This window comes from Streptomyces sp. NPDC015125 (assembly GCF_043080045.1).
Taxonomy (GTDB): Bacteria; Actinomycetota; Actinomycetes; order Streptomycetales; family Streptomycetaceae; genus Streptomyces.
This window is the reverse complement of the sequence record NZ_JBIBVF010000001.1, coordinates 295,357-312,169: the sequence shown is the minus strand read 5'-3', so window position 1 is coordinate 312,169 and position 16,813 is coordinate 295,357. Positions and strand designations below refer to the sequence as shown.

Here is a 16,813-nt window from a genome sequence, read left to right as displayed (position 1 = left end):
CTCATGGCTCGGTCGGGCGGCGGGTCCCCGGCTCGGGGTACCTCCCAGCGTCAACCGGGGGAGTCCGGCCGTGCAGGTGTCCCCCCCGCCCTCCCCGTTGTTCTTCCCGCAACCGGGCGTTGCCGCACGCTTCCCGCGGCGGGGGCTCATTGTTCTGCCCCGCACCGACCGTGACATCCCGTTACGCGGCATACCTCCCAACCTGGGCATCATCCGTCACAATTCGGTATATGACCGCCCATCAGCAGATCCGAGCAGGGGACCGAGCGAAGAGCCGTGCGGACGTCCGGGTGCGGGGCCGGGGGCCGGGCCGGGTGCTGCCGGGCCGGGTGCGGGGCCGGGAGGGCAGGCGGGCGGCGGTGCGGGCGGCCCGCTGTGTCCGCGTCGTCCTCGCCGCCGCGGCCGGGCTCGCCGGGGCGGTGGCGCTGGCCGGCTGCGGGGACGCGGAGGTGTTCGTCGGCGGCAAACCGCGCTCCCCGGGGGCGGCGATCAGGGTCGTCCCGCACGACGGGGCGCACGGTGTACGGGCCGACGGGCGGTTCGAGGTCCGGGTGCCCGAGGGGCGGCTGGAGCGGGTCCAGGTCAGCCGGACCGGTGGCGCCGGCCGGCAACCCGTCGCCGGGCGGATCACCCCGGACGGTATGACCTGGCGCCCGGCGACCGGGCGCCTCCAACCCGGCGCGAAGTACACCGTCGACGCGGTGGCGCTGGACGGTGCGGGCCATCGCTCGGCCCGCCACACCACCTTCACCACCTCCGTGCCCGTCCGCCACTTCACCGGCCACTTCTCGCCGCAGGGCGATGCCACGGTCGGCACCGGCCTGATCTTCTCGCTGGTCTTCAACCGGCCGGTCGCCGACCGCGCGGCCGTCGAACGCGCCGTCAAGGTCACCGCCCGGCCCGCCGTCGGGATCGCCGCCCACTGGTTCGGTCACCGCCGGCTGGACTTCCGGCCCCGGGAGCGCTGGCGGCCGGGCACCGGCATCACCGTGGAGCTGCGGCTGCGCGGGGTGAAGGCCGGACCGGGCGCCTACGGGACGCAGCGCCGGACCGTCCACTACCGGGTGGGCCGGGACCAGGTCAGCGTCATCGATGCCGCCCGGCACACCATGACGGTGCGCCAGGGCGGCCGGGTGGTGGCGGTGCTGCCGGTCACCGCGGGCGACGACGCGAACCCCACCTACAACGGGAAGATGGTGATCCTGGAGCGGCAGTCGATGACGCGGATGGACGGCGACACCGTGGGCTTCGGCGCCGAGTACGACATCCCGGACGTGCCGCACGCCATGCGTCTCACCAGGTCGGGGACCTTCCTGCACGGCAACTACTGGGCGCCGCCCGAGGTCTTCGGCGGCCTCAACACCAGCCACGGCTGCGTCGGGCTGAAGGACATCAAGGGCGGCGGCCCCCACACCCCGGCCGGCTGGTTCTTCGGCCACTCGATCGTCGGCGACACCGTCGTGGTGGAGCACTCACCGGAGCGCACGGTCGCGCCGGACAACGGCCTCGGCGGCTGGAACATGCCCTGGGGGCTGTGGCGGGCCGGGTCCGCGCTGGGCTGACCGGCGGCCGTCGCGGCGACCGTCCGCCCCTGCCTCGGCACCACCTCTATCTCGGCACCACCTCTACCTCGGCACCGCCCCTGCCTCGACACCACCTCTGCCTCCGCACCACCCCCGCACTTGGGACTAAACGGTGACGTTCACGGGGAGTTCACTGTCACCGCGGTGTGGTTATCTAACGGCGAGCGCGCGGCTGTCCGCGTCCGCGCGCGCGGGGACCGCGGGCCGTGCGAGGGGAAAAGGGGCCAGTCGTGAACGTCCAGCCGAATTCGGGGGTGCCGGCTCGCCGGCGTCGGTGGCCGGTCAAGGGCGGGGGTGCGCCGGCCCTGCTGGTCGGTGCGATGCTGCTGCTGGTGACCGCATGCGGCGGTGATGTCGATGACGACAAACCGGCCGGCAAGGCGGGCGGGGAGAAGGATGCCTCGCAGGCGGCCGTGACGATAGCGCCCAAGGACGGCGCGCACGACGTCGCCACCAGCGGCGCGCTGAAGGTGACCGCCCAGAAGGGCAGGCTCAAGTCCGTCAAGGTCAAGGACGGCAAGGGCAACGAGGTCGACGGGAAGATAGCGGGCAGCGGCGCCCTGTGGCAGCCGAGCGGCCACCTGGGCGCCTCGACGGAGTACACCGTCGACGCCATAGCGGTGGACGGCCGGGGCCGGGAGGCCGCCGAGCACTCCAGCTTCACCACCCTCGTTCCGAAGAACACCTTCATCGGCCAGTACAGCCCCGAGAACGGCCGGCAGGTCGGTGTCGGGATGCCGGTCTCGATCCACTTCACCCGCGGTATCACCGACCCCAAGGCCGTCGAGGATGCCATCAAGGTCAGCGCAAAGCCGTCGGTCCCCATCGAGGGCCACTGGTTCGGCAACGACCGGCTCGACTTCCGCCCGGAGAAGTACTGGGCGGCCGGCACCAAGGTCACCCTCAAGCTCGACCTCAACGGCGTCGAGGGCCGGCCCGGGGTCTACGGCACCCAGGCCAAGGAGGTCTCCTTCACCGTCGGCCGCAGCCAGGTCAGCACGGTCGACGCCGAGTCGAAGAAGATGACCGTGGTCCGTGACGGCAAGAAGATCAAGACCATCCCGATCACCTCGGGCGGGCCGGGCACCGAGACGTACAACGGCAAGATGGTGATCAGCGAGAAGCATCTGGTGACGCGGATGAACGGCGACACCGTCGGCTTCGGCGGGGAGTACGACATCAAGGACGTACCGCATGCGATGCGGCTGAGCACCTCCGGCACGTTCATCCACGGCAACTACTGGTCGGGCAGCGCGACCTTCGGCACCCGCAACGCCAGCCATGGCTGTGTGGGCCTCTTCGACCAGCGCGGCGGCGGCGACAGCTCCACTCCGGCGGCGTGGTTCTTCCGCAACTCCGTCGTCGGCGATGTGGTCATCGTCAAGAATTCCCACGACGAAACGATCCAGCCGGACAACGGCTTCAGCGACTGGAACCTCTCCTGGGAGAGGTGGAAGGCCCGCCGGTAGGCCCGCCAGGACGACTGCCGGGAGGCCCGCCAGGAGACCCGTCCGGTAGGACCGTCAGCAGGACGGCCGGAAGGCGACCGGGCCCGGTGCACTGTGACGCAGTGCACCGGGCCCGATGCCGTTAACGCGTACTAACCTTCCCGCATGACTGTGAATCTCGAGGTCGCCGACGGCGTCGGCACCATCCGCCTGGACCGTCCGCCGATGAACGCACTGGACATCGCCACCCAGGACCGGCTGCGCGAGCTGGCCGAGGAGGTCACCCGCCGCGACGATGTGCGTGCCGTCGTCGTCTGGGGCGGCGAGAAGGTGTTCGCGGCCGGTGCGGACATCAAGGAAATGCAGGCCATGGACCACCCGGCCATGGTGGTGCGCTCCAAGGCACTGCAGGACTCCTTCACCGCCGTGGCCCGGATCCCCAAGCCGGTGGTCGCCGCGATCACCGGCTATGCGCTGGGCGGGGGCTGCGAGTTGGCGCTCTGCGCCGACTTCCGGATCGCGGGCGACAACGCCAAGCTCGGTCAGCCGGAGATCCTGCTGGGCCTCATCCCCGGGGCCGGCGGCACCCAGCGGCTGGCGCGCCTGGTGGGCCCGTCCAAGGCCAAGGACCTGATCTTCACCGGCCGTCATGTGAAGGCCGACGAGGCGCTCGCGCTCGGCCTGGTCGACCGGGTGGTGCCGGCCGCGGAGGTCTACGAGCAGGCGCACGCCTGGGCGGCACGGCTGGCGGCCGGTCCCGCGCTGGCGCTGCGGGCCGCCAAGGAATCCGTCGACGGGGGCCTGGAGACCGATATCGACACCGGCCTGACGGTCGAACGCAACTGGTTCGCGGGGCTGTTCGCGACCGAGGACCGCGAGACCGGCATGCGCAGCTTCGTCGAGGAAGGGCCGGGCAAGGCCAAGTTCCGCTGAGACTCCTGTTGTTGGCGGTGCTTCTGAGGTTTGGGGCGGGTGCAATGCCTCGTGTGGGCGAACGAAGGAAGGCTTAATTGCGCCTTAAGGCAGCCTTGTTGAGGGGCCCGGCCGCTTCCTCGTAGGCCCGGCGTCCTGGCAGGTCAGCCGGGGTGCGCCGGAACCTTAACTGCCGTTGGCATATGTCTCTCCGGAGGGCTGGAACCGACGATTCCGGACAATCGATTCCGTCGGTTCGGCTCCCGTGGACGCCGCGCAACGGCCATGATGGGAGGCATGGCGGGCCTCGAAGGAATGGAGCAGCCGCGGCCGCGGAGCGATCCGGCCGCCGCACGATGGGGCATCCCCGGTCCGGATCCGGACACCGCACCGGCCCCTCGCGCACCGGCCCCTCGCGCACCGGTCTTTGCGGCACTCGGTCCGGTCGGCGACCCGACTCTCGGTGAGGTGCGGCTGCCCTCGCGCCCCCAGTCCGCCGGCATCGCCCGCCGGCTGACCGCCGCCGTACTCCTCGGACAGTGGTCCCTGACGCCCCAGCTCGCCGAGCACGCCGTGCTGCTGGTGTCCGAGCTCGTCGGCAACGCCGTGCGGCACACCGGCGCCCGCACCTTCGGGCTGCGGATGCTCCGCCGCCGTGGCTGGATCCGGATCGAGGTGCGCGACCCGTCCCGCGGCCTGCCCTGCCTGATGCCGGTCCAGGAGATGGACACCAGCGGCCGTGGCCTCTTCCTCGTCGACAAGCTCTCCGACCGCTGGGGCGTGGATCTGCTGCCCCGCGGCAAGACCACCTGGTTCGAGATGCGGATCGCCGACCGCTGACGGCCTGATTCCCCCGGGCCGGCCCGGCCCGCCTCGTCGGCCCGGCCCGGCCCGGCCCGGCCCGGCCCGCCTCGCCCCGGCCCTTTGTGCCCCGGCCCCTGTGCCCCGACGGCCCTGAGGCCCGGTCGGTGCTCCGCTCGCGCGATGACGATCCGTAGGATGAGGTATTCATGCTCGCGCACCAGGTCCGGAGAGGAGGAGGGACATGCAGCACGTGCGCCGGTCGGCCACGCTGACGCTGCTGCTCCTCCTCGCCGTCACGTTCGGGCCGCTGCTGTGCCGCATCGGCGGCGACCAGGCCTGGCTGGCAGGCCGGGCGGCATCGGCCACGGCGGAATGGCGGGCCGGCGGTGCGACGGCGGCTTCCCCGGCGGCCGCGAGCCCCGCGGACGGGAACGCACTCGCGGACGGGGACACACCGGCGGACGGGGAGGCACCGGCGGACGGGGAGGCACCGGCGGACGGGGAGGCACCGGTGCGGCCGGCTGCCGTCGGCAGCGGCCCGCGGCTCGACCCCGACGCCCCGATCGCCGTGGCCCATGCGCCCAAGAGGTGCTCGGACCGGCATGCCCCGGGGCCCGCGGAGTCCGCCCCGCTGCCCACACCGCACCGCGGTGAGCCTCTCGCCCCCGCCACCACCGGCCCGGGACCGCTCGCCGCGGATCTGCCCGCGCAGTGCGCGCTCGCCCGGCCACCGACCGACAGCGCGCCCGCCCGCGACCGCACCCCGCTCCTGCCCGTACTGCGGATATAGGCCGCTGCCCCGACGCACACGGCCTGACCTTCCCCCTCCGTACGTCTGGAGCTTCCGCATGCCCGTTTCCGCCTCTCCCACCCGCAAGCTGGCCGCCATCGGCGCGGTCATCGCCCTTGTCGTGGCCGTCATCGCCATCGGGGTCGCCGTCGGCAAGTCCGTCGAGGGCGACCGCGGCACCGGCCGCAGCAATGCCCCCGAGGCCGCCGCCTCCGACGCGCCCGAGGAGGACCCCGCACAGCAGAAGATGTACGACGACCTCGAACAGCGGACCAGCCGGCGCCAGGACGGCGATCCGCTGGCCGTCGGCAAGAAGGACGCCCCGGTGGTCCTGGTCGAATACGCCGACTACCAGTGCTCGTTCTGCGGCCGCTTCACCCGTGAGACCCAGCCCGAACTGATCAAGAAGTTCGTCGACGAGGGCACCCTGCGCATCGAATTCCGCAACTTCACCGTCTTCGGCGCCGACTCCGAGCGGGCCGCCCGTGCCTCCTGGGCCGCCGGACAGCAGGGCAAGTTCTGGCAGCTCCACGACGCGCTCTACGCCAAGACCCGTAAGGGCAAGGCGCTCGCCGAGGACAAGCTCGTCGAGCTGGCCCGTACCAGCGGTGTGGCCGATATCGAGAAGTTCCGTGCGGACATGAAGAGCGCGGACGCCGAGCGGGCGCTGAAGAAGGATCAGACCGAGGGGTACCAGCTGGGGGTGCAGTCCACACCGTCCTTCCTCATCAACGGCCGGCCGGTCGCCGGGGCCCAGCCCGCCGAGGTCTTCGCCCAGGGCATCAAGGATGCCGCGGCCCGGGCGGGCAAGAACGGGCCGACGGGCAAGAACGGGCCGGCGGCCAAGGGGGCCGGGGAATGAACGACATCGGCTACCTCGCCGCGTTCCTGGGCGGCGCACTGGCGCTGCTCAGCCCGTGCAGCGCGCTGCTGCTGCCCGCGTTCTTCGCGTACTCGCTCTCGACGCCCGGCCGGCTGGTGGCCCGTACCGGGGTGTTCTATCTGGGGCTGGCCACGACGCTGGTGCCGCTCGGCGCGGCCAGTACGGCGGCCAGCCGGCTGTTCAACGGCCACCGCGATCTGCTGATCGCCGTCGGCGGCTGGGTCGTCATCGCGATGGGGCTGGCCCAGATCCTCGGCCTGGGCTTCGCCTCCCGGCGCGCCCAGGCGGCCGCGGCGAGGATCACCCCGCGGTCGGCCGTCTCCACCTTTCTGCTCGGCTGCGTCTACGGGCTCGCCGGCTTCTGCGCGGGCCCGATTCTCGGCGCGGTGCTGACGGTGACGGCGGTCAGCGGCTCACCTGTGTACGGCGCCTCGATGCTCGCCGTCTACGCGCTGGGCATGGCGCTGCCGCTGTTCGTGCTGGCGCTGTTGTGGGACCGCTGCAAACTCGGCACCCGAGGCTGGCTGCGGGGCCGTGAATTCACCCTGGGAAGGCTGCGGCTGCACACCACCTCGGTGCTGTCCGGGGTGTTCTTCATCGGTATCGGCGTGCTGTTCCTGCGCTTCAACGGGACCAGTGCGCTGCCCGGAATCCTCGACGCGGACGATGAATTCCGGGCCGAGGAATGGGCGTCGCGGATCGGGAACGCCGTACCGGACTATGCACTGATCGCGGTGGCCGCGCTGATCGTCGCCGCGGTGCTCGGCCGTATCGCACTACGCCCGGAGAAGAAGCCGCGGGACGGAGCCGCCCCGTCGGCGGACGGGGCGGAACGGCCGCGGGAAGGGGCCGAATAGCCGCCGGGCGTGGCCCGAACAGCAGGGGGGTTGGGGCCGGGCCGTTGAGGAACGGCACCGGACTCCGGCCCCCCCCGGGGCTCACCTGCTCACAGCCACACGTTGTCGTTGACCGACCCCAGGCCGGTCCCGGACAGCCGCCGGTGCAGGGCCAGCGCCTGGTCCTCGGTCAGCGAGGCCACATGGTCCGCGGAGGCACGCAGCCGGTCGCCGTGCAGCGCCAGCTCCTCGGCGCGGTCCGGCGGCAGCAGCTCGGGTGCGTCATGGGTCCAGCGCAGCAGCTCGCTCACCACCCGCCGCTTGCCGTGCTGCTGGGTGGCCAGCGCGGGGCGGTCGATGACGTAGCACCACACCAGCTCCTTGAGCAGATCGCAGGCGGCCCGCCGCTCCGGCGGGATCACCAGCTGCGCGCCGTAACGGATCGCCGCCTCGCCGCCCACCTCCAGCTCGATCCCACGGGTGAAGTACGAGATCAGATCGGAGGTGCGGCGATTGACCGCGACCGCGTCCTCATGGCTGCCGCTGTAGGGAGCGGGCACCGCCAGCCGCTTGCCGATGTCCGCCATCATGACCAGCGCCGCGTCCCGGTCGAAGGGCTCGCCCTCGCGCGCCCGTTTGGCCTGCACGTAGTCCAGGAAGCGGCGGATCTCCCGCTCGGTGTCGGCGCCCGCGGCCCCGTCCGGCGGGAACAGCGCGGCCAGCGGAATCAGGCCCGTACGGTAGAAGTCCTCCACGTCGTGGCAGGCGTAGGTGACATCGTCCGCCCAGTCCATGACCTGCTCCTCGACCGGTACGGCGGTGCCCGCGCGGCCGGCCCGCACCCAGGAGAACGCCTCCCGGTCGGCGACGTACACCCCCCACTTCACATGCCGCGCCGGATCCTGGTCGACGGGCGCCCGCTCCCACGGGTATTTGGTGGCGGCGTCCAGGCAGGCGCGGGTCAGGTGCAGTCCGCGATGGCCCGGGTATTTGTGGGCGGCGAGAAAGGTCAGCACCCGCAGGGTCTGTGCATTGCCCTCGAAGCTGTCCAGTACACCGTCCGCGAAGTGCAGCTCGTCCATCGTGGCGCGCAGCGCCAGCTCACCCGCGTGTCCGAAGGGCGGGTGGCCGATGTCGTGAGCCATGCACGCCGCCTCGACGAGCGCCGGATTCGGCCCGCCGTACCGGCGCTCCAGCCGCTCCGCCATCCGCCGGCCGAGCTGCGCCACCTTCATGGAGTGGGTCAGCCGGGTGTGGTACGCGCCCAGCTCGGCGCTCGCCACCACCTGGCTCTTGCCGGCCAGCGCCCGCCACTGGGTCGAATACAGGATCCGGTCGACGTCGTGCTCGAAGCCGGACCGCTGCCCGTCGTCGGGCACCCGTCGCCGGAGGGAGTGCTGCTCGAGGTCCTCATCGCTGTATGTGGCAGGTCGCATGCGCGGATGGTAGCCCTGTCCCGTCGGACGGGGGCCGGCCGGTGGGCCGGGGACCTGCGTCACCGACCTGCCCGGCCAACACCCCCAGGCTGCGGACAGCGGACAGCGGACAGCTCTAGGCGCTCAGCCGGCGCCGCCAGCGTGGATGCGGATGGGGATGCGGGCGGGCGTGCGCCGGGTGGGCGTCCGCCCGGCGCCGGCGGTCGTTGCAGAGCAGGCACTTGCCGTAGCCCGGCGGAAGCGGATCTTCCGGATCGCCGTACAACGGGTCGACCGCGCCGTGGGGATGTATGGCGCAGCCGGTCGGGCCCGTCTCCACGCCCAGCGAGCCGGCAGCGGTCAGCGCTTGCCGGAGGACGTCGACGAGCTGCTCTGCATCGCGCCGGGTCGGCGCGGACTGCAGGGACGAGGCAAGGTCGGAGGCGGTGGTCAGCGCGGTCTGGAGTTCGCGCAGGTTTGCGTAACCCATACCTCGGAGCGTAGGCGGACCCACTGACAGTTGATCTTCCGATCGCACTTCGCGGCTTCCCATGGCCGGATGCATGCCCGCTCACGCCCACGATTTAGCACCGGGACGGTGACGGTCGCCTTGCCGGTCCATGACGGGACGGGGAGTCCCGGCAGGAACCCCCAGGCGAGCCCCCGCGCACTCAGGGCGCGATCGGCAGCGCCCGCTTGTGCTCGGTGAGGCGGTAGCGGCGGACGATGGCCCGGGCGGCCGCGGCGTCGATCGGATGGCCCTCCAGGAAGTCGTCGATCTGGTCGTAGCTCACACCGAGCGCGTCCTCGTCCGGTTTGCCCGGGTCGAGGGTCTCCAGGTCGGCCGTCGGCACCTTGTGCACCAGCTCGCCGGGGGCGCCCAGCGCCGCCGACACCGCGCGCACCCGGCGCTTGGTCAGCCCGGTGAGCGGCACCACGTCGGCCGCGCCGTCACCGAACTTCGTGAAGAAGCCGGAGACCGCCTCGGCCGCATGGTCGGTGCCCACGACCAGGCCGGCATGGGCGCCCGCGACGGCGTACTGCGCGATCATGCGCTGGCGCGCCTTGATGTTGCCCTGGACGAAATCCTGGTGGTGGGCGTCACGGAAGACGAGCCCGCCGTCCACCGCGGCCCGCAGCGCCGCATCGCTCGCCGGGCGGATGTCGACGGTCAGCTCCCGGTCCGCGCGGATGAACTCCAGCGCCCGCCGGGCGTCCTTCTCGTCCGCCTGGACGCCGTACGGCAGCCGCATCGCGTAGAACGTCGCCTCGTGCCCGGCGGCGCGGGCCCGCTCCACGGCGAGCTGGCAGAGCCGGCCCGTGGTCGTGGAGTCGACGCCGCCACTGATCCCCAGGACCAGCGAGCGCAGGCCCGTAGAGGTCAGCCGCTCCGTGAGGAAGGCCACCCGGCGCTCGATCTCCTGCCCGGCGTCGAAGGACGCGGTCACCTGGAGATCCCGGGCGATCTCCTGCTGCAGGGTCTTGGACGCCGGGTCGGTCACGGCTGCTCCTCTTGTTCTCGTGCTGCGTCTGCGTCGTGTTCTCGGGCCGCATCGTGTGGTGCGGTGACGCGCTGTTCCCGTGGTGCCTACGCAGCGTTCTTCTCTGCGGAGGCGCGGTTTCCGGCGGCGCGGAAAGGCGTGCCGGTAGCAAACCTTATGCCGGGTGCGCCCACTTCTTGAGGGCGGCCTTGGTCGAGAAGTCCGCGACGTCCTTGTCCAGCGGCTGGTCGGTGTACTGATGAATGCGCCACTTCGCCTTGATCCGCGGATGCCCGGCGGAGACGTAGTCGGCGATCCACAGGCCGTCGGCCGCGTAGGACGTGCTGTCGTGGTTCAGCCAGAAGTCGCGGTTGCAGTAGAGCAGCACCCGGTGGGTGGGGCGCAGCTTCCTGACCTCGTGCAGGAACTGGTCCTTCTGCGCATTGCTCGCGTAGCTCCCCTCGCCGGTGCGCTCCCAGTCGCAGGCGAGGAGGTCGCCCTGGACCGATGCGCATTTCTCGACGAAGTATTTCGCCTGGGCGGCGATATTTCCCGGCCACAGAAAGTGGTAGAACCCCACCACGCAGCCTGCTTTACGGGCCTTTGACGCCTGTGCGGACTGGTGCGGATTGATGTAGGAGCGGCCTTCGGTGGCCTTGACGAAAACGAAGTCCAGCCCCTCGGCGGAGTACGAGGTGTTGTAGGAGCTGACATCGACACCATGCAGCATGAACGGCCTCCTGCCGATCGGACCTGCGGATTCGAAGCGTCAACTGCGTGAATCCTCAACTGCGTTGCCGCGGTGCCGGGCGTTACTCGTGTTGCTGCACTCCGGTGATCAGATGCTTCTGCGAGCCGGCGTTCCTGCGTGCGAAGCAGTCTCGTTCCAGCAGTTCAGCACGTTTGCTACCGGGGACGCCAGATTGTGGTCGGGAAGTTCCTTGTGCCGCGGTCAAGTTGAGTTCTTGTGCACGGTCAAGTTGCGGCGGGTCCGGTTTCGCCGACCGGACCGGATCGGACCTGGCCGGACCGGATCGGACCGGCCTGGACCGGATCGGACCGGCCTGGACCGGCCCGGCCCGCTGTCCGGGGGCGCCGGTTCAGCGCCGCAGGGCCCGCCGCACCAGCCGCCGGGCGACGGACCGGGCCCGGGCGAGGGTGCGCCGCCAGGCGCGGCCGGCGCGCGTCGACCGGAGCTCTTGGAAGAGGAGCTCGTAGCGCTCGGCGATCGGCTCCGGGTCGTAGCGGTGCGAGCTCATCAGCGCGGCCCCGGCCATATCGCGGCGGCGCTGCGGGTCCTCGATGAGCTGGAGGAGCGCGCCGGCCATCGCCCGGCCGTCGCCGCGCGGCACCAGCAGCCCGTCCGTACCGTCGTGAATGATCTCGGCCGGGCCCAGCGGGCAGTCGGTGCTGACGACGGGAACGCCGCAGCGCATCGCCTCGACGAGGGTCATGCCGAAGGACTCGGCGTCCGAGGCCGAGGCGACGATCGACGCCTTGGCGAACTCCGCCTCTATCGGGGAACGCGGCCCGGTCAGCTCCGCCTGCCCGTTCAGCCCGAGCCCGTCGATCAGCCCCTGGAGCTGTGCGCGCTCGGCGCCGCCGCCGTGTATCCGCAGCTGCCAGTCGGGGTGCTTGGCGGCGACCGCGGAGAACGCCTCGATCAGCAGGTCGAAGCGCTTGCCGCGGACCAACCGGCCGGCCGCCGCGATCACCTTCGCGGTGCCCTCGGACGGTGGCCCGTCCGGTGCGGGCACGATGTTGGGCACCGCCAGGACCCGTACGCCGGGCAGCGGCATCCGCGCGCGGTAGACGGCGGCATCCGCCTCGGTGGTGGTGACCAGGCCGTCCAGCGTCCGGTAGTGGCGGGCGAGTTCGGCCCGGAGCCGCTTGCTGTGGGCGTCGTGTCTCAGATGCTCCTGGGCGATCCGCAGCGCCCGGCGGGGGCCGAACCGCGCCAGGTAGACGTTGATGCCGGGCCGGGTGCCGATCAGCACGTCCGCGTCCGTGGTGCGCAGGAACTCCGCGGCACGGACGTCGACCAGCCGGCTGTACTGGTGGTGCCGCTTCTCGGCGAGCGGGAAGTCCTGTGCGGGCTCACCGAACAGCGGATCGGCCATGTCCGCGCTGCCGACGCGGGTGTCCACCAGCGGCACCAGCCGCACCCGGGGGTCCACGGTGAAGCGCGGGACCTCGCGGTGCCGCAGCATCGAGACGATCTCGACGTCGTGCCGGTCGGCGAGCGCGGCCGCGAGGTTGAAGGTGGTGCGGACGGTGCCGCCGATGGCGTAGGCGTTGTGCAGCAGGAGGGTGATCTTCATACGGTGTCGTGCTCTTCCCCGAGATGTGCCGAGTCGTCCGACCGGCCGGTTCGCTCGCGGCCGGATTGCCGCGACCGGCCCGTCCGGCACCGGGCCACCGTGGCGGTAAGGGGTAAGCCGATGGCGTGGCGAGGGTGAGAGCCCGGTAAGAACAACGGGTGAGATCCGGGTAAGAAAGCCGGCGCAGGACCGGCCGCCCGCCGTCGCACCTCCGGGCCCTTGGCACACTTGCCGCGTGACCCATTCCGTACTGCTCGCCGAGGACGACCGCCCCATCCGCACCGCGCTGGAGCGTGCCCTGACCCTGGAGGGGTACCAGGTCACCGCGGTCGCCGACGGGATTCAGGCGCTCGCCGCCGCGCACCGCGAGCGGCCCGATGTGATCCTGCTGGACGTGATGATGCCGGGGATCGACGGGCTGCAGGTCTGCCAGGTGCTGCGGGCCGAGCAGGACCGCACCCCGATCCTGATGCTCACCGCCCGGGTCGAGACCGCCGACCGGATCGCCGGTCTGGACGCCGGTGCGGACGACTACGTGGTCAAGCCGTTCGAGGTCGAGGAGGTCTTCGCGCGGCTGCGGGCGCTGCTGCGGCGGACGACGGCGGGGGCGGCGCCGGACGAGGGCGGTGCGGGCGCCGGTCCCGGTGTGACGGACGAGGCGGAGGGGGCCGAGGGGCCGTATGACGCGCGGGCGGTGGACAGCGGTGTCGTCGAGGCGGCGGATCTGCGGATCGACGGGCCCTCGCGCCGCGCCTGGCGCGGGGAGCGGGAGCTGGAGCTGACCCGGACCGAATTCGAGCTGCTGGAGCTGCTGGCCCGCAACGCCGGAATCGTCCTGGACCATTCGACGATCTACGACCGGATCTGGGGCTACGACTTCGGTCCCGGCTCGAAGAACCTCGCGGTGTACGTCGGCTATCTGCGGCGCAAGGTCGATATCCCGGGCAGCCGCCCGCTGATCCACACGGTGCGTGGCGTCGGTTACGTACTGCGGGAGGACTGAGATGAACCGGGCCCGCGACCGGTCCGGCACCGGGCCCCGCATCCGGCCCGGCCGTCGGCTGCGGGCCTGGCTGCGCGCCCGGCTGCGCGCCTGGGCGGGCTCCTGGCGCAGGGGCGGGTCGGCGGCCTGGCTGCGTACCCGTAACGGCGGGTCGGCGGCCTGGCTGCGCACCCGTAAGCCCGCCAGTCTGCGCACCGCCTTCGCGGTGGCGTTCGCCATGGGGGCGGCCGCGGTGACCGTCCTGGTCGGGTTCCTCAGCTACGACGCGGCGGCCCGGCTGGTCCGGGTCGACGAGAGGTCGGTGTTCTCGCAGGTCGTACGGGATCTGCGGACCCAGGTCCAGGAAAAGCCGTTCGTGCCCGCCGACTACACGACCGCCGACCCCGACCACGACGGGCCGCGCGACGAGCTCACCCGGCCCACCCGTACCGATGTGCAGATCCTGGGAGCCGGGGGCCGGATCGTGGAGCCGGGGCGTCCGGCCCTCCCGGCCGGTGCCGGGGAACGCCGGGTCGCCGCTGACGCGCGCGCCGGCCACTTCGCGGAGCGGGAAGCGGAGATCGGCGACGAGGAGTACCACGTCGCGACCGTGGCGCTCGGCGGCGGCCGCGGCGCCGTGCAGGTCGCGCAGAAGTTCAGCGAGACCGAGGATCTGCTCTCCGCGCTCCAGCAGCGCACCGCCCTGCTGGCCGCCGCGGTCATCGCGCTGTCCGGCGCGGGCGGCTGGTGGCTGGCGCGCCGGATCACCGGCCGGCTGGTGCGGCTGACCTCGGTCGCCGAGAACGTGGCGGAGCACGGACGGCTGGACGTCCCGGTCCCGGTGGCGGGACGGGACGAGGTCGCCCGGCTGGGGCGGGCCTTCGACGACATGCTGGGCCGGCTGGCCAGTGCCGTCCAGGACCAGCAGCGCCTCGTCCAGGACGCCGGCCATGAGCTGCGCACCCCGCTGACCTCGCTCCGTACGAACATCTCGCTGCTGAAGCGCTTCGAGGAACTGCCGCCGGACGCCCGCGACGAGCTGCTGGCCGATCTGGCGGGCGAGGCCCGTGAACTCAGCGATCTGGTCAATGAGCTGGTGGATCTGGCCGCCGGGCAGCGGGACGACGACCCGCTCTCGGAGGTGGACCTGGCCGAGGTCGCGGAGAAGGCGGCCGCCTCGGCCCGCCGCCGCACCGGCCGGGAGATCACCGTACGGACCGTCCGCCCGGCGGTGGTCGAGGGCCGGTCCGCCGCGCTGCACCGTGCGCTCACCAATCTGCTGGAGAACGCCGCCAAATTCGACGCGGGCGGGACGGAGCCGATCGAGGTCGTCGTCACCGGAGCCCGTATCGAGGTGCTCGACCGCGGCCCCGGAATCGCGGACGCCGACCTCACCCGGGTCTTCGACCGCTTCTACCGGGCCGCGGCCGCCCGCGGTCTGCCGGGTTCCGGACTCGGTCTCGCCATCGTCCGCGAGATCGCCACCGCCCACGGCGGCCATGCCTTCGCCACCCGCCGCCCCGGAGGCGGCGCCACCCTGGGCTTCACGGTCGGGAGGGGAAGGGACGGCGGCAAGGGAGCCGCAGCGCCGACGGGGTCCGGGCCGGGCGGATAGTTTCCGCCACCGGGCCTTCCGTGGAGGGGAGGGGGCACGGGCGGCACGGCACGGGTCCCGATGGGCAACAGGCCCGGTGCAGCCCCAGGCCTGCCCGCCCGTCGGGCCCTGCCCGCCCGTCGGCCCCTGCCCGCCAGTCGGCCAGCCCGGCCGTCGGGCGGGTCCGTGCCTGTCCGTCCGCCGGGCGGGCCTGTGCCTGTCCGGGGCCGTGCCCGTCCGGTCCTGCGTCTCGGCGGGCCTGTCTCTGCGGCCCGGGCCTGTCCGGGCCTGCACCTCTCCGGGCCGTCAGCGCACCGCCTCCCCTTGAGCCACCTCCACCGTCTCGTGCAGATCCGCCGCGGCGTCCAGGGCGGAGGCCGCGGAGAAGGCGACACAGGCGAGCAGGGCCGCGGCGATCAGCCGGCGGCCGTGGAGGCCGGTGCGTATCGGAGGGTGGTCCGGCTGCCGCTCGGGGGCCAGCAGGGCGGCGACCCGGCGGGGCACCGGGCCGGTCGTCGCGGCCAGGACGGTGCCGGGACGGTGCGCATCCGCGGCGGCGGGGCGGGCGGCCAGCGCGGCGCGACCGATGGCGCGGGCCGTGACGCGGCGGTCGCCCACCCGGGCCGCGGCGGTTTCATCGGCCCAGCGCTCCAGGGCGTAGGCCAGCGGGGCGCGCAGGGACCGGAGCAGCGGGTGGCAGACCGCGGCCAGCGCGGCCGTGAGCAGGAAGAGGTGGTGCCGGCCCGCGAGATGGGCGCGCTCATGGGCGAACAGCGCCTCCCGCTCGTCCGGGGGCAGCGCCCGCAGCATCCCGGCCGTGACCACCACCCGTCCCGGCCGGCCCGGCCGTCCCGGCAGGGCGTAGGCGTCGGGCGCGGAGTGCGGCAGGACGCACAGATCGCCGGAGGTGGGGTGGGCGTCGGTGGCGAGCCGGGCGGTGCGCAGTTCGTCGTGGTGGCGTCGGGCGCGGTGGACGACGGCGAGGGCACCGGCGCCCAGCAGGCCGGCGGCGGCGCCGGCCGCGGGGACCGACACGACCGGGTCGCCGCCCAGCAGCGGCAGGGAGAGATGCCCCAGGGCGGCGACCGGCGGCAGTCGCAGCGCCCCGGCGGTCAGCAGCAGGCCGAGCGCCGCGGTCGTACAGCCGGCCAGCGCGACCGCGCAGCCGGTCAGCAGCCAGGCCGCGGCGCGCGGCGGCAGCGACTCCGCCAGACGGCGGGCGGCCGGCACCGCGAGCAGCGGCATCAGCAGGGGAATCCAGACGGCGAAGATCATGGTGCGGCCCCGGGGCCGGGGCCGAGCTGCGAGCCGGCTTGCGGCCCCTCGGGGGCGCCGTCCGCGCCCTCCAGAAGGGACCGCAGCAACTGCTCGTCCTCGCTGGTCAGCTGGGAGACGAAGCGGGCCAGCGCGGTGCCGCGGTCGTCCTGCTTGTCGAGTTCGCTGCGCATCCGCCGGGCGGTCAGCCCCGCGGAGTCCTGTATGGGGGAGTACACGAACCCGCGGCCGGCCCGGGCGCGGGAGACCGCCCCCTTGTCGTGCAGCCGGGTGAGGATCGTGGTGACGGTGGTCCGCGCGAGGCGGCCGCCCAGCGCGCTCTGCACCTCGGCGGGGCTCAGCGGCACTCCGGCCGCCCAGAGCGCCGCGAGCACGCTCGCCTCCAGCTCCCCGGCCGGGCGCCGCTGCACGGGTGATGTCTCCGACATGGAACGCCCTTCACCTTTTTGTCGTCTACAGTTCCGTAGACCGTCTACGTGACTGTAGTCG

At 72.7% G+C, this 16,813-nt stretch carries 16 protein-coding genes; 9 read left to right on the top strand and 7 right to left on the bottom strand.

The window, feature by feature from the left end:
* The first annotated feature begins 230 nt into the window (after positions 1-230).
* From ACF088_RS01345 to ACF088_RS01315, 7 genes are all read left to right on the top strand, one after another.
* Complete coding sequence (locus tag ACF088_RS01345) at positions 231-1,562, top strand: Ig-like domain-containing protein (protein ID WP_392373323.1); 1,332 nt, start codon at positions 231-233, stop codon at positions 1,560-1,562.
* Between the two features lie 251 nt (positions 1,563-1,813).
* Positions 1,814-3,052 carry an Ig-like domain-containing protein gene (locus tag ACF088_RS01340; RefSeq protein ID WP_392373322.1) on the top strand — a complete coding sequence of 413 codons (1,239 nt, stop codon included), beginning with the start codon at positions 1,814-1,816 and terminating at the stop codon, positions 3,050-3,052.
* Positions 3,053-3,196: 144 nt separating this feature from the next.
* Entirely contained in the window at positions 3,197-3,964 is a 768-nt protein-coding gene (locus ACF088_RS01335) for an enoyl-CoA hydratase/isomerase family protein (RefSeq protein ID WP_392373321.1), read from the top strand.
* Positions 3,965-4,240: 276 nt separating this feature from the next.
* A complete protein-coding gene (locus tag ACF088_RS01330; RefSeq protein ID WP_392373320.1) occupies positions 4,241-4,783 on the top strand; it encodes an ATP-binding protein in 543 nt (180 codons plus the stop codon).
* 205 nt (positions 4,784-4,988) lie between these two features.
* On the top strand, positions 4,989-5,537 hold the full coding sequence (locus ACF088_RS01325) for a hypothetical protein (protein WP_392373319.1): 549 nt from the start codon (positions 4,989-4,991) through the stop codon (positions 5,535-5,537).
* A gap of 58 nt (positions 5,538-5,595) precedes the next feature.
* Positions 5,596-6,399 carry a DsbA family protein gene (locus ACF088_RS01320; RefSeq protein ID WP_392373318.1) on the top strand — a complete coding sequence of 268 codons (804 nt, stop codon included), beginning with the start codon at positions 5,596-5,598 and terminating at the stop codon, positions 6,397-6,399.
* The gene (locus tag ACF088_RS01315) at positions 6,396-7,277 is read left to right on the top strand and encodes a cytochrome c biogenesis CcdA family protein (protein WP_392373317.1); all 882 of its coding nucleotides are present in this window, start codon (positions 6,396-6,398) and stop codon (positions 7,275-7,277) included. The genes ACF088_RS01320 and ACF088_RS01315 overlap by 4 nt, the downstream gene beginning before the upstream one ends.
* 89 nt (positions 7,278-7,366) lie before the next feature.
* Here the strand turns inward: ACF088_RS01315 and dgt are convergent, their stop codons facing one another.
* The 5 genes from dgt to ACF088_RS01290 all read right to left on the bottom strand — a co-directional run bounded on the left by dgt (position 7,367) and on the right by ACF088_RS01290 (position 12,473).
* Positions 7,367-8,692 carry a dGTP triphosphohydrolase gene (gene dgt, locus ACF088_RS01310; RefSeq protein ID WP_392373316.1) on the bottom strand — a complete coding sequence of 442 codons (1,326 nt, stop codon included), beginning with the start codon at positions 8,690-8,692 and terminating at the stop codon, positions 7,367-7,369.
* Positions 8,693-8,807: 115 nt separating this feature from the next.
* On the bottom strand, positions 8,808-9,161 hold the full coding sequence (locus ACF088_RS01305; RefSeq protein ID WP_392373315.1) for a hypothetical protein: 354 nt from the start codon (positions 9,159-9,161) through the stop codon (positions 8,808-8,810).
* Positions 9,162-9,342: 181 nt separating this feature from the next.
* Positions 9,343-10,173: an ammonia-dependent NAD(+) synthetase gene (gene nadE, locus ACF088_RS01300; protein WP_392373314.1), complete on the bottom strand. Its 831-nt coding sequence runs from the start codon at positions 10,171-10,173 to the stop codon at positions 9,343-9,345.
* A gap of 154 nt (positions 10,174-10,327) precedes the next feature.
* On the bottom strand, positions 10,328-10,882 hold the full coding sequence (locus ACF088_RS01295; RefSeq protein ID WP_392373312.1) for a GH25 family lysozyme: 555 nt from the start codon (positions 10,880-10,882) through the stop codon (positions 10,328-10,330).
* A 370-nt stretch (positions 10,883-11,252) separates the two neighbouring features.
* On the bottom strand, positions 11,253-12,473 hold the full coding sequence (locus tag ACF088_RS01290) for a glycosyltransferase family 4 protein (protein WP_392373311.1): 1,221 nt from the start codon (positions 12,471-12,473) through the stop codon (positions 11,253-11,255).
* Positions 12,474-12,708: 235 nt separating this feature from the next.
* On the opposite strand from ACF088_RS01290, the gene ACF088_RS01285 reads away from it, so the two are divergent.
* Complete coding sequence (locus ACF088_RS01285; RefSeq protein ID WP_392373310.1) at positions 12,709-13,476, top strand: response regulator transcription factor; 768 nt, start codon at positions 12,709-12,711, stop codon at positions 13,474-13,476.
* A gap of 1 nt (position 13,477) precedes the next feature.
* On the top strand, positions 13,478-15,070 hold the full coding sequence (locus tag ACF088_RS01280; RefSeq protein WP_392373309.1) for an ATP-binding protein: 1,593 nt from the start codon (positions 13,478-13,480) through the stop codon (positions 15,068-15,070).
* A gap of 285 nt (positions 15,071-15,355) precedes the next feature.
* Here the strand turns inward: ACF088_RS01280 and ACF088_RS01275 are convergent, their stop codons facing one another.
* Positions 15,356-16,324, bottom strand: a complete 969-nt coding sequence (locus ACF088_RS01275; protein WP_392373308.1) for a M56 family metallopeptidase — start codon at positions 16,322-16,324, stop codon at positions 15,356-15,358.
* Positions 16,321-16,752: a BlaI/MecI/CopY family transcriptional regulator gene (locus tag ACF088_RS01270; protein ID WP_392373305.1), complete on the bottom strand. Its 432-nt coding sequence runs from the start codon at positions 16,750-16,752 to the stop codon at positions 16,321-16,323. Before ACF088_RS01270 ends, ACF088_RS01275 begins: the two co-directional genes overlap by 4 nt.
* Positions 16,753-16,813: the final 61 nt, after the last annotated feature.

Coding starts and splice junctions, on each gene's coding strand:
- dgt (WP_392373316.1), bottom strand. CDS start 8,692: ATGCGACCTGCCACATACAGCGATGAGGACCTCGAGCAGCACTCCCTC.
- ACF088_RS01320 (WP_392373318.1), top strand. CDS start 5,596: ATGCCCGTTTCCGCCTCTCCCACCCGCAAGCTGGCCGCCATCGGCGCG.
- ACF088_RS01315 (WP_392373317.1), top strand. CDS start 6,396: ATGAACGACATCGGCTACCTCGCCGCGTTCCTGGGCGGCGCACTGGCG.
- ACF088_RS01290 (WP_392373311.1), bottom strand. CDS start 12,473: ATGAAGATCACCCTCCTGCTGCACAACGCCTACGCCATCGGCGGCACC.
- ACF088_RS01305 (WP_392373315.1), bottom strand. CDS start 9,161: ATGGGTTACGCAAACCTGCGCGAACTCCAGACCGCGCTGACCACCGCC.
- ACF088_RS01345 (WP_392373323.1), top strand. CDS start 231: ATGACCGCCCATCAGCAGATCCGAGCAGGGGACCGAGCGAAGAGCCGT.
- ACF088_RS01275 (WP_392373308.1), bottom strand. CDS start 16,324: ATGATCTTCGCCGTCTGGATTCCCCTGCTGATGCCGCTGCTCGCGGTG.
- ACF088_RS01280 (WP_392373309.1), top strand. CDS start 13,478: ATGAACCGGGCCCGCGACCGGTCCGGCACCGGGCCCCGCATCCGGCCC.
- ACF088_RS01270 (WP_392373305.1), bottom strand. CDS start 16,752: ATGTCGGAGACATCACCCGTGCAGCGGCGCCCGGCCGGGGAGCTGGAG.
- ACF088_RS01335 (WP_392373321.1), top strand. CDS start 3,197: ATGACTGTGAATCTCGAGGTCGCCGACGGCGTCGGCACCATCCGCCTG.
- ACF088_RS01330 (WP_392373320.1), top strand. CDS start 4,241: ATGGCGGGCCTCGAAGGAATGGAGCAGCCGCGGCCGCGGAGCGATCCG.
- ACF088_RS01325 (WP_392373319.1), top strand. CDS start 4,989: ATGCAGCACGTGCGCCGGTCGGCCACGCTGACGCTGCTGCTCCTCCTC.
- ACF088_RS01295 (WP_392373312.1), bottom strand. CDS start 10,882: ATGCTGCATGGTGTCGATGTCAGCTCCTACAACACCTCGTACTCCGCC.